The organism is Siccirubricoccus deserti (genome assembly GCF_014283215.1).
In the GTDB taxonomy this organism is placed as follows: Bacteria; Pseudomonadota; Alphaproteobacteria; order Acetobacterales; family Acetobacteraceae; genus Siccirubricoccus; species Siccirubricoccus deserti.
Window position 1 is genome coordinate 1 of the sequence record NZ_JACOMF010000078.1, and the last position, 11,506, is coordinate 11,506.

Annotated in this window: 12 protein-coding genes and 1 pseudogene; 10 read left to right on the plus strand and 3 right to left on the minus strand. The window is 68.0% G+C overall.

Features of this window, described 5'->3' with window-relative positions; genetic code table 11:
* From H7965_RS32310 to H7965_RS26265, 4 genes and pseudogenes are all read left to right on the plus strand, one after another.
* Window positions 1–132: pseudogene (locus H7965_RS32310) on the plus strand (IS5 family transposase); the annotation flags it as partial.
* Between the two features lie 15 nt (window positions 133–147).
* The gene (locus H7965_RS30520; protein WP_222440827.1) at window positions 148–879 is read left to right on the plus strand and encodes a hypothetical protein; all 732 of its coding nucleotides are present in this window, start codon (window positions 148–150) and stop codon (window positions 877–879) included.
* A 62-nt stretch (window positions 880–941) separates the two neighbouring features.
* Complete coding sequence (locus H7965_RS26260; RefSeq protein WP_186773509.1) at window positions 942–1,331, plus strand: hypothetical protein; 390 nt, start codon at window positions 942–944, stop codon at window positions 1,329–1,331.
* Window positions 1,332–1,551: 220 nt separating this feature from the next.
* Entirely contained in the window at window positions 1,552–2,799 is a 1,248-nt protein-coding gene (locus H7965_RS26265) for an ABC transporter substrate-binding protein (RefSeq protein ID WP_186773510.1), read from the plus strand.
* A 72-nt stretch (window positions 2,800–2,871) separates the two neighbouring features.
* On the opposite strand, the gene H7965_RS26270 is transcribed toward H7965_RS26265, so the two are convergent.
* Window positions 2,872–3,855 (minus strand): tripartite tricarboxylate transporter substrate binding protein, encoded by a 984-nt coding sequence (locus H7965_RS26270; RefSeq protein ID WP_186773511.1) that lies wholly within the window; start codon window positions 3,853–3,855, stop codon window positions 2,872–2,874.
* A gap of 224 nt (window positions 3,856–4,079) precedes the next feature.
* Here H7965_RS26270 and H7965_RS26275 point away from each other — a divergent pair, with 224 nt between their 5' ends.
* Window positions 4,080–5,219: an oxidoreductase gene (locus H7965_RS26275; RefSeq protein WP_186773512.1), complete on the plus strand. Its 1,140-nt coding sequence runs from the start codon at window positions 4,080–4,082 to the stop codon at window positions 5,217–5,219.
* A gap of 380 nt (window positions 5,220–5,599) precedes the next feature.
* Here the strand turns inward: H7965_RS26275 and H7965_RS31370 are convergent, their stop codons facing one another.
* Complete coding sequence (locus tag H7965_RS31370) at window positions 5,600–5,860, minus strand: hypothetical protein (RefSeq protein WP_229682806.1); 261 nt, start codon at window positions 5,858–5,860, stop codon at window positions 5,600–5,602.
* 514 nt (window positions 5,861–6,374) lie between these two features.
* Window positions 6,375–6,629: a YqaE/Pmp3 family membrane protein gene (locus H7965_RS26285; protein ID WP_186773513.1), complete on the minus strand. Its 255-nt coding sequence runs from the start codon at window positions 6,627–6,629 to the stop codon at window positions 6,375–6,377.
* 712 nt (window positions 6,630–7,341) lie between these two features.
* On the opposite strand from H7965_RS26285, the gene H7965_RS26290 reads away from it, so the two are divergent.
* The 5 genes from H7965_RS26290 to H7965_RS26310 all read left to right on the plus strand — a co-directional run.
* Window positions 7,342–8,160 carry a chromate resistance protein ChrB domain-containing protein gene (locus tag H7965_RS26290; protein WP_186773514.1) on the plus strand — a complete coding sequence of 273 codons (819 nt, stop codon included), beginning with the start codon at window positions 7,342–7,344 and terminating at the stop codon, window positions 8,158–8,160.
* Complete coding sequence (gene chrA, locus H7965_RS26295; protein WP_186773515.1) at window positions 8,157–9,536, plus strand: chromate efflux transporter; 1,380 nt, start codon at window positions 8,157–8,159, stop codon at window positions 9,534–9,536. Before H7965_RS26290 ends, chrA begins: the two co-directional genes overlap by 4 nt.
* 65 nt (window positions 9,537–9,601) lie before the next feature.
* Window positions 9,602–10,531 (plus strand): DUF1259 domain-containing protein, encoded by a 930-nt coding sequence (locus H7965_RS26300; RefSeq protein ID WP_186773516.1) that lies wholly within the window; start codon window positions 9,602–9,604, stop codon window positions 10,529–10,531.
* A gap of 8 nt (window positions 10,532–10,539) precedes the next feature.
* On the plus strand, window positions 10,540–11,208 hold the full coding sequence (locus H7965_RS26305) for a hypothetical protein (protein ID WP_186773517.1): 669 nt from the start codon (window positions 10,540–10,542) through the stop codon (window positions 11,206–11,208).
* A gap of 13 nt (window positions 11,209–11,221) precedes the next feature.
* A partial coding sequence (locus H7965_RS26310; RefSeq protein ID WP_456308202.1) for a hypothetical protein occupies window positions 11,222–11,506 on the plus strand: 285 nt, incomplete at its 3' end.

Genomic DNA, 11,506 nt, shown 5'->3' on the forward strand with positions numbered 1-11,506 from the left:
ATCGGTTGGATCAGCCGCAACCGCCGCCTCGCCCGCGACTTCGAGCGACACTGCCGCATCGCCGCCGCCTTCGTCCGCATGGCAATGATCCGCATCATGCTCCGCCGGCTGGCCAGAAAGCCCTCAGTGTGAATCGAAACTTCCCGGATGGGCTCTAAGGTCCAGGCTCAGGCCGAGGCTGACCGCAAGCTCTTCACCGCCGTCACGATTGAAGCACCGGAGGCATTGGACGACGCGGTTCGGGTGCTTACTCTGCTCAGCCGAGACAACATGCGCGCACGCGCCATCGATGAGCTCTGGCAGGCTTGGCACGTTGACCGACAGGTGCAGGCGGCTCTGGAACAAACCTTCCAGGACGATGCCTTCGCCGCCTTGATTCGGAAGCGCGTGCCGCAACTCGGCGTCGCCGATATCCGCAAATCGCTACGCCGGGCCAGCATTGCCGTGAGCTACCCGAACATCTTCCGGGACGTCCGCGCCTCGCCTGCAGCGGTGGTAATGCCAGCCGCCTCGGCACCGGAGCTGAGTATCCCAGCCACCGACGTCGTCTCAAGTGTCTTGCCCGTGCAGGACGCCGGTAATGGTGCCAACGAGTCTGGCTTAGCGCGACGGCGGTTCCAATCGACCCAGGACCTCATCGATCTTGGTCGTTTGAGGGTCGGCGACACGCTGGCCATCCGTGGCCGAGACGACTCCTCGGCCCGCGTCCTCGATGGCTGGCATGTGGAGTTCAAAGGTCAGCGCATGTCCTTCAACAAATGGGGCCAGCGCGTCACCGGCTGGCCATCCATCCGTATATACACGATGGCCTGCCTGTCGGACGGTCGCACCCTCAATGATCTCCGTGACCAGTCGGAGCCAAGCAGCACAACGGTATGAAGGTTGGGGACGGGAGGACACAACCTTACCATGGCGGCGGCTGAGGCGCTGATGGCAGCAGCATGAGCATGGCGACCAGCATAACGGTCCGGGTGCCGCTGACTATCCGGTGTCGGCCGGGGCGGAAGACGGTCGTGACGCCGGTACAGCGGGACGAGGCGGCGGCCGTGCCGACGCGAGCCGACCCAGCGCTGGTGAAGGCGCTGGCGCGGGCGTTGCGGCATCAGCGGACGCTCGATGAAAGGCGCTACGCCTCCATCAGCGAAATGGCCACCGGCGAGTGCATGGAGCGGAGCTATCTCGGGACGCTGCTGCGGCTGACACTGCTGGCGCCGGATATCGTGGAGGCGATCTTGGACGGGCGCGCATCGGACGGATTGGGTCTACCGGCGTTGCTGGAACCGCGTCCCGAAATATGGGCAACCCAACGGCAGTGCTTGACGACCGGCTAGCAGGTCTTTTTCGTTGGACTTCAGTTTGGCGTCCAACGCGGTCGTGAGCGGCCAACCGCACATTTGCCGAAAGCCGACCGACTGAAGGCGGCGATCAGCTGCCGTCCTCAGCCCCTTATCGACTATTGGGCGGTCTGACGGGCCAGCCAATGGGTTGCCAATCTGGCCGTCCTCGCCTTCCATACCCCGAACAACGAAATTACAGGGGGAGGAGACGCCCATGACCCTGAGCACCACGCGCCGCGGATTGCTCGCCGGTACCACTGCCGCCGCCGGAGGCACGCTCTTTGCATCCGCGGGTACCCGGGCGCAGGGGACACCACCCGTCATCCGCCTTGGCGTTATGTCCGATTATTCCGGTCCGTATCGCGACTGGTCGGGCCCGACGAACCTCGCCTGCGTGCAGCAGGCAGTGGAAGAGTTCCGCGCCCAGCGCCCCGACATTCCAGTGGAGGTCATCAATGCCGACCACCAGAACAAGACCGATGTCGGCGCCAACGTCGTGCGCGAATGGTTTGACCGGCGCGACGTCGATGCGGTGGTCGACGTGAACAACTCTGCCGTCGGGCTCGCAGTGAACAACGTGGTGCGGGACAAGAATAAAGTGTTCCTCTGCTCCGGTGCCTCGACCGCGGCGCTGACCGGGGAGCAGTGCAGCCCGAACACGGTGCAGTGGACCTACGATACCTACATGCTGGCCAAGGCGACCAGCACGGCGATGGTGAAGGCCGGTGGCGATACCTGGTACTTTATCGTCGCGGACTACGCGTTCGGCCACCAGATCGAGCGCGACGCACGGCGCTTCATCGACGGTGCCGGCGGCAAGGTGCTGGGCGCCGCCCGCTACCCTTTCCCCCAGACCTCCGACTTCTCCGCCTTGCTGCTGCAGGCGCAGGCGAGCGGAGCGAAGGTCCTCGGCTTGGCGAATGCCGGCACCGACACCGTGAACTCCATCAAACAGGCCAAGGAATTCGGCCTGCAGCGCCGCGGCATGAAGATCGCGCTCATGATCGCCTATGTGACGGACGTCCACACCATGGGCCTGGAGACCGCCCAGGGCCTGGTGCTGTCCGAGACCTACTACTGGGACCTCAACGACCGAACCCGGGCCTTCATGGGCCGCGTCAAGCCCAAGGTGGGCAACAACTGGCCGAACCAGATGGGCGCCGGCGCCTATTCGGCGACGCTACACTATCTGAAGACAGTGGCCGCCATGGGCGGCCCTGCCGCGGCCAAGGCGAGCGGTCGTGACACCGTTGCGCGCATGAAGGCGATCCCGACCGATGACGACTGCTTCGGCCCCGGCGTCGTCCGCGCCGACGGGCGCAAGATGCACCCAGCCTATCTGTTCCAGGTGAAGACGCCGGCGGAATCGAAGGGACCCTTCGACTACTACAAGCTCATCGGCACGACGCCGCCGGAGGAGGCCTTCCGACCCATGGCGGAGGGCGGGTGCCCGTTGGTCTGACCACCATCCGGCGGCTGCGGTGATGACCACCGAAGGAACCCGGGACCGACCTGGCCATGGCAGGCGCACGGCTCAACGATCGCGCCACGGCCGCTCCTGCCATAGCGCGCGCACCATGTCCTCGATGCCCTGCGCCATGCGGCGGTACTCGGCGCCGACCAGCGGGCGCAGCGGCATGAACTGCCGCGCGGCTTCGGCCACGAAGCGCGGGTCGGCCAGCGCGCCGCGGAACGCCTCCTCCAGCCGCGCCACGATCGGGCTTGGCAGGCCAGGTGGCCCCAAGAAGCCACGGGATGCGGCGCCGGTCACCTCGAGGCCGAGCTCACGCATGGTCGGCACTTCCGGGGCAGTCGTGCTGCGCTCGGCTGCAGCCACGGCCAGGGCGCGCACCTTGCCCTCGCGCTTCAGCGGGATGGCGTCGCTGATGTTCACCGCGGCGAGGTCGAGATGCCCGCCGAGCAGCTGCGGAAGGAGCACCGCATTGCCGTTGAACGGCACATGCACCAGCGGCGGGACACGGGCGGTGGACTCGAAGGCGATGAGGAACAGGTGGTCATCCGACCCGATGCCGGTCGTGCCGCAGGAGATGGTGCCCGGCGCGGCGCGGGCCCGGGCGACGAGGTCGGCGACATCGCGGAAGGGGCTGCCCGCGGCGACATAGAAGGCGTTCGGGTCTTCGACGACGTTGGCGAGGAAGGTGAACTCCATGGCCCGGTACCGGGTAGGGCGTTCGACTGGGACCGCCATCTGCAATGGCATGCTGGTAGCGCCGAGGGTGTAGCCGTCCGGCGCCGCGTTGAAGGTTGCCTCGAGCCCGATCTGCCCGCCGGCGCCAGGACGGTTGGTGACGATCGCCCGCAGGCCGGGAATGCGCTCGGCGACGAGGGGCATGATCAGGCGGACCATCCCGTCGAGTGGCCCCCCCGGAGTGACCGGGACGATCACCTCCACGGCGCGGTCTGAGCTTGGCCAGGGGCCGGAAGCCTGGGCACCGGCAAGGCGGGGTGTGGCGAGCGCGGCAGCGGCAGCCGCGCCGAAGTGGCGGCGGGTGAGCATGGCCGGACCTCCCTGGTCCCTATTGTCGTTGCAGCGAGACTGCTCCCCCTCCGCCGCCCCTTTCAAGCGTCATGGCACGGCAGCTCGCTCCGGTCCGGGGCGTCGATCGGGCTGCAGGCTTGGCCGGTCGTCGCCGCCGGCAAAGCCGGGCGAAACACCGGCTCGCCATGGGCAGCGTGAGGCGCCATCATCCGGCATTCCAGGCCCTTCATTGGCAAGGCCCCATGCCCGACCTGTTCAGCCCCTACACCCTCAAAGGCGTCACCCTCCGCAACCGCATCGCCATGTCGCCCATGACCATGCACAGGTCGGTGGATGGCAAGGTGGGGGACTACCACATCATGCTGATGGGCTCGCGCGCCGCGGGCGGCTTTGGCTTGGTCTTCCCCGAACAGATCGCCATCACCCCGGATGGCCGCACCAGCACCAGCTGCGCCGGCATCTGGGACGATGCCCAGGTCGAGGGCCTGGCCCGGATGTGCGCCATGGTGAAGGACATGGGCGCGGTGCCGGCCATCCAGCTCGGCCATACCGGGCGCAAGGGCAGTGAGCAGAAGCCCTGGGAAGGCAAGCGGCAGATCGCCCCGGATCACCCCGATGGATGGCAGGTGCGCGGCCCTTCCGCCATCACCTATGGCGGCCGCTATACCTACCCGGTGCAGGCGCTGAGCATCCCTGAGATCCACGAGCTACACCGCGCCTATGCCGCGGCGGCACGGCGGGCGCTCGCGGCCGGCTTCGAATGGCTGGAGATGCATTTCGCCCATGGCTACCTGGGGGCGAGCTTCTTCTCGCCACTCGCCAACCAGCGGACGGATGACTATGGCGGCAGCCTGGAGAAGCGGCTGCGGTTTCATCGCGAGGCGCTGGATGCCGTGCGCGCGGTCTGGCCGGAACGGCTGCCACTGACCATGCGCCTCGGCTCCGACGACCTGCATCCGGACGGGGTGCAATTTGACGAAGCCGTGTGGGCCGTGGGCGAGCTGAAGCGGCACGGGCTGGACCTGGCCGATCTGAGCCTTGGCATGAACACCGACGATCTGCGTGAGTCGCCCTTTTCGCAGGCTGCCTTCATGGTGGAGCGAGGGAACCGCGTCCGGCGCGAATGCGGTATCCCGGTCGCTATCAGCTGGAACCTCGGGACGCCGGCGATCGCCGACCGGGTGATCCGCGACGAACTGATCGACCTAGTGTTCCTGGGCCGCCCGGCCTTGGCCAATCCCCATTGGCCAATCTGGGCTGCCCGCGAATTGGCGCACCACGACCCGTTTTCGATCCTGCCGCAGGATTGGTCCTGGTGGCTGCACAATCGCCCGGGCTCGGAGAACTCGCATGGCTGGCCAGCCCCCTCGGTTACGGCATGAGCCACGGAGCGTGCTCGTCCGGTGCGCCCTCCTCTCGTATCCGTCGGCAGGGGCAGGTAGCCGGCAACCCGCGCTGCAGTTGCTTTGCGGACCGGCGCAGGAACAGGAAACTGGCCTTACCGAGGGTTGCGCTGTTCTGGTGCGGGGTCGCTTCGCGGCGGTGATCTCTGCCACCGTCACCGGCCTGAAATCCCAGGCATCGACGCCGACATCGGTTTGCCGCGGCAGCGACGTTAGGCGGCCGTGGCTGTGGCCATGCAGGTTCAGCCAGCCCCGGCACATGTTACGCCAGGTACGGAAGGCGTAATGGCAGAGCACCAGACCGACACCATCCAGCTCAATCTCAACATAGGGCTGCACGCTGGACCAACCGGCCAAGCCTATCGTCCCAATGAGTCGTTGTTGCCTGTGATGAGGTGCTTGCGCCCGTGCAGCTGGTTGAGCAATTCCGCTATAGCGGTCTCCGACACACTGAGGGCGAAATTGCCGAGATGCCAGACCACGTCCTCAGGACCCACGGTCGTGTTCCAGCGATCGAGCATGGCCGCATCCATCGCCGCCACCGATTCGAAGGGGCGTCGATAGAGCCCGTGTGCCCCAGCATGGCCGAAGTGGGTGTCGCTGGTGAAGAAGACCGCCATGCCGGTATCCGATCAGCAAAGAGACCAACGTAATGGGCTTCATCGGTTCCGGTTATGGTTCGCTTTGGCGTTCACTGTGAGCGCGGCCCCTGTCCGGTGAAGCCCTGCCAGCACGGCGTCGTCACATCTACCTGGACCGTCAACAACGCCGCGGCTAGCAACCGCCCCCCCCCTCTGCCCAACGGACTGTGTTGGGGTGCCGGCGGAGCCTCAAGCGATAAAGGCACTGCCGAGGGTAGCGTATTGCGGGCTGTCGCGCAGCCGAACCTCATGTCAGGCTATTCCCGTCGGCGGCCAAGGAGGCGCGCGAGCGCCATAAGAAGCAGACCAAGGGCCACTACCCCGTAGGTCTCCGGGTCAGACCGCACTGCCTCGAGCGCCATCGCTGGAACCCAGAGCAACGCATCCCATCCGAAGAAATGCGCCGCCAGCCCGAGAACCACCAGCACGGCTCCCACAGACCACAGCCATCGCGACATCGGTTCTCCCTTGTCCGAACCTGCAAGCCACGCCCTTAGCTGACGCGCCCGGCGCGGTCACGCTGCAGCGCATCCTCCACCAGACGCCGGTCGCGTGCCTCCTGCTTGCGGTTCCGCACGACCATCACGGCCCAGATCACGGCCAAGACCCAGGTCAGCAGCCCAGGCACGAAGGGCAGGACCAGCAGCACCAAGCCGCATAGCCAGAGGAGCCCGTTGAACACCGCCTGGAACGGGCGGCCGGACAGCAGGATGGCGAGCGGCGGGACGACGAGAGCAAGAAAATACATCGGTTCTCAAACGGTTATACGCGGTGCCGGTTGCGCCCTGGGCCAGTCCCTGTCGCAGCATCGGAGTTGAGGAGCCAGGTTTCTCCTCTGGCCAAAGGGGGCAGGCCAAGCGGCTCGATCCATCAGCTTGGCGAACAGCAGGATTACCGACATTCCCCATCCGCCCGAAACGGAACCATGCCTGTTCTTTTGGCCATCAACCATCGATCGACTCGATAGGACTTGAGACATAATGCCAAGCTGAGCTTGAGGCTCAGGACCGATCTTCTCGTCTCCGGCTCCTTCCGGCAGGCGGTGAGGCTGCTGAACTTCGGCAAAGGGGGCGCCGCAAGAAGCGATCAAAATCAAGCCTCTAAACCTTGTTGGCGAAATCGCCCAACCCTCAAGGTTTGGAGACTCTCCGGCAGTTTCGAGAGAAAAATCGCGCTCGTTCCGGATTGGAGCCTTCAAGGTCTGTGCCAGAAACCGCAGGAAACCTGCGGCTCAGCGCGTAGCAGATACAGCGGAGAAGATTTGGGAAAATGCTGACTGGAGCAGCGGTGGGAACTGGGGAACAAAATTCTCTGGGCAACTGGGGTCTGCTTACCGGCCTTGACGAGTCACGGATGCCTGCTCATGCTGATTAGCAAGGGGTCCCCCGCGATCGCCCCGTGAGGCTTCGGCCCAAGCATCGCGTCCATACTCCGGCGCTCTGCGCCGCGGGAGGACGCATATGCCGAGCCCTGACATCATCACACCAAGCCAACTTGCTTGCCTTCTGGGGACGCCAGACGTCCCGGTCGTTCTGGACGTCCGCACAGATGAGGACTTCGCCAGCGATCCCCGCATCTTGCCGGGCACCGTGCGCCGCGACTTCCGGTCGGTGGCCTCCTGGACCGGCGATTTTGCTGGCCGCCCCGTGGCCGTCGTCTGCCAGCGAGGCCTGAAGCTCAGCCAGGGCGTGGCCGCGTGGCTTCGCCACACAGGCAGTACCGCCGAGGCGCTCGAGGGCGGCTTCGAGGCCTGGGTAGCGGCAGGTGGGCTGCTCGTGCGGCCCGATCATGTGCCGGCCCGAGACCTGCAAGGCCGCACACTCTGGGTTACGCGGGCCCGCCCGAAGATCGACCGCATTGCCTGTCCCTGGCTGATCCGCCGCTTCGTGAACCCCGGGGCGGTGTTCCTCTTCGTGGCGCCCTCCGAGGTCCTTGCGGTCGCTGACCGCTTCGGCGCCACGCCTTTCGACGTCGAGGGCGTGTTCTGGAGCCACCGCGACGAGCTCTGCACCTTCGATGTCATGGTCGAGGAGTTCGGCCTGCGCTCGGACCCGCTGCTGCGGCTGGCGGCAATCGTCCGCGGCGCTGACACAGCACGGCTCGACCTCGCACCGGAGGCGGCCGGGCTGCTCGCTGCCTCGCTCGGGATGTCGCGCATCTACCGGGAAGATCTCGCCCAGCTCGATGCTGCCATGGGTCTCTACGACGCGTTCTATCGGTGGGCGCGCGACGCCACGAACGAAATTCACAACTGGCCAGCGCCGGGGGGCAAGGCATGAGCGTGAAGACAACCAGCGAGGCGGTGGCGGCGACGGACGCCCCGGAAGCAGCACTGCCACGACTGCCCTCCTTCGGCGAGGCGCTGCGCGTCTGGCTCAAGATCGGCCTGCTCTCTTTCGGCGGCCCGGCCGGGCAGATCGCGCTGCTGCACCGCGAGGTGGTGGACGACCGGCGCTGGGTCTCGGATGCGCGCTTCCTGCACGCGCTGAACTTCTGCACTCTGCTGCCGGGGCCGGAGGCGCAGCAGCTCGCCACCTACCTCGGCTGGCTGCTGCACGGGGTGAAGGGCGGCATTGCCGCCGGCGTGCTATTCGTGCTTCCGGGCGTGGCGGTGATGCTCGGCCTGTCCATCCTCTACGCCACGCTGGGCGAGGTGCCGGTCGTCGCGGCGCTGTTCTTCGGCCTCAAGGCGGCGGTGCTGGTGCTGGTGGTCGAGGCGCTGCTGCGGGTGGCGAGGCGCGCGCTAAAGACCAATGAGGCCTGGGCGCTGGCCGGCGCCGCCTTTCTTGCCCTCTACGCCTTCTCCGTGCCCTTCCCACTCGTGGTGCTGGCGGCCGCGCTAATTGGCTATCTGGCGCCAGGGCACTTCCGCGCCGGTGGCCACGGCTCGGCCAAGGACGGCCCCCCGGCTGCGCTGGACGCAGTGCTGGCGGCGGACCCAGGCCGCCCGGCCCGGCTCGCGGCCAAGGCCTGGCGGGCGGGCTGGGTCGCGGTCGCCCTCTGGCTGGTGCCGGTGGCGGCGCTGATGACCCTCGTCGGCGGCGTCTTTGCCGACGTGGCTTGGTTCTTCTCGAAGATGGCCGTGGTGACGGTGGGCGGGGCCTACGCCGTGCTCGCCTACGTCGCCCAGGAGGCGGTCGAGGGCTACGGCTGGCTGACGCCGGGCCAGATGCTGGTCGGGCTCGGCCTCGCCGAGACCACGCCCGGACCCCTGATCCTGGTACTGCAGTTCGTGGGCTTCCTGGCGGGCTACGGTGCCGGGGGGCTCGTCTGGGGCGTGCTGGCCTCGGTGCTGACGGTGTGGGTCACCTTCGCGCCCTGCTTCGCCTTCATCTTCCTCGGCGCGCCCTACGTCGAGCGGCTGCACGCCAACCGGACCCTAACGGGCGCGCTGGCCGCAGTGACCGCCGCCGTGGTGGGCGTGATCGCCAACTTGGCGCTGTGGTTCGGCCTGCGGGTGCTGTTCGCGGATGTGCGGCGGGTCGAGATCGGCCCGGCGACGCTCGACATGCCGGCCCTGGGCAGCCTGGACCCGCTCGCCCTGGCGCTCGCAGCATTGGCCGCGGCCTGTCTGTTCGGCTTCAAGATCGGGCTGCTGCGGACTTTAGGCGTGACGGCTGCGGCGGGCTTGGTCCTGAGGATGGCGGGCCTGTGACACCTCGGTGGACGATGAGGCGCCGGGCCAAAGGATTCGAGGAACCACGACAGAGGAGAACGACAATGTCCTCCAAACTCACGCTCTGTGCCGCGCTCGTCGGGCTCGCCCTCGCGGCCCCCGGCGGTCTCGCCCAGGCGCAGCAAGGCGCCCCGGACGTAGGTCCCGCCGACTGGAAACGGATTGTGGCCTCCACGCTCGGCAAGCCGGGCACCGAGCAGGATGGCGGAGTCTATCGCGTCTCGCTGCCGCGCACCGACCTGAAGGTCACGGTGGGCGGGGTGGAGGTCCGCCCGGGCCTCGCGCTCGGCTCCTGGCTCGCCTTCCACCCGTACAGGCAGGAGCTGATGGTGATGGGCGACCTGGTCCTGCTGGAGCGCGAGGTCGCGCCGGTGATGCGCCGCCTGGCCGCGGGCGGGATCGAGGTCACGGCGCTGCACAACCACCTGCTCCGCGCCGAGCCCGCCACGATGTACCTGCACGTGGCCGGCCAGGGCGACCCGGCACAGCTCTCGACTGCGCTGCGCGTGGCACTGCAGGAGACGGCGACACCGCTGCAGGGAAGCGCCCCGGGTGGCGACGGCGACCGCGTCGAGGGTCTCGACACAGCGGCCATCGCCCGCGTCCTTGGCCGGGAGGGGCGGGTCAGCGGCGGCGTGTACCAGGTCAGCATCCCCCGTGCTGAGCGCATAGCCGAGCGTGGGAGGGAGGTGCCCACCGCCATGGGCCTGCCGACCGTGATCAACTTTCAGGCCGCCGGCGGGGGCCGCGCCGCCACCACGGGCGACTTCGTGCTGACTGCGGACGAGGTCGTGCCCGTGCAGCGGGCCCTGGTCGAGAACGGCATCGAGGTCACGGCCATTCACAACCACATGCTCGGCGAGGAGCCGCGGCTGTTCTTTATGCACTTCTGGGCAGTGGGTGAGCCGGAGGTGCTCGGTCGGGGGCTGCGGGCCGCGCTGGACCGGACCAACAGCCGTCCAGCCGGCGGGTAGCGCGCGCCATGCGCTCGCCCGGTCCCATGCGGCGGCGTTTCGTCCTCGCCGCCAGCACCGTGGCCCTGGCGCGGCCTGCCGCAGCGCAGCCGCGCCGGGTCGTGCAGGACTTCGAGGGCGCCCCTGTCGGCGCCCCGCCCCCTGGCTTCGCGGTCGCCTTGACAGGTGACGGCCCGCCACCGCGCTGGGTCGTGCTTGAGGACGCCTCCTCCCCAGCCGGGCCGCGCGTGCTGGCGGAGACCAGCCGCGACCGGACCAGCACGCGCTTCCCGCTGGCGGTCGTCGAGGGCTTCGAGGCGCGTGATGTGGCTCTCGCGGTCCGCTTCCGCCCACTGGACGGCCGGGTGGACCAGGCGGCGGGCCTCGTCGCGCGCTACCACAACGCCCGGAACTACTATGTCGCGCGGGCAAACGCACTGGAGGACAACGTCCGGCTCTACCGCGTCGTGGACGGAAGGCGGGTTCAGTTCGCCGGCCTGGACACGCGGGTGCCGCGCGACCGCTGGCAGTCCCTCGGCCTTCGGGCTGAGGGCGACCGCCTCGAGGTGTCGCTGGACGGGCGCGTGTTGTTCGCCGCGACGGACCGCACCTTCGGCGGTGCGGGCCGGGTAGGCCTCTGGACCAAGGCCGACAGCCTCACCCACTTCGATGCCCTCGAGGCGCGGGCACTGGCGTGATCGCATGATGGCCATGTCGCCGCCGTCCGGCATCCAGGGACGGGTCTTCTGGGCGCGCGGCTTGCGGGACTTCGGCGATGGCTTGGCGGCGGTGCTGCTCCCCGCCTACCTCGTCGCACTGGGCTACGGCGCGACCGAGATCGGCCTGATGGCAACCGCGGCGCTGCTCGGTTCGGCGCTGATGACGCTCACCGTCGGGGCGCTGGGCGCGCGGGTGGATCCACGCGCCCTGCTCTTGCTCGCCGCGGCGCTGATGGTGGCCACGGGCCTTGGCTTCGCCGTGGTGGCCAGCTTCGCA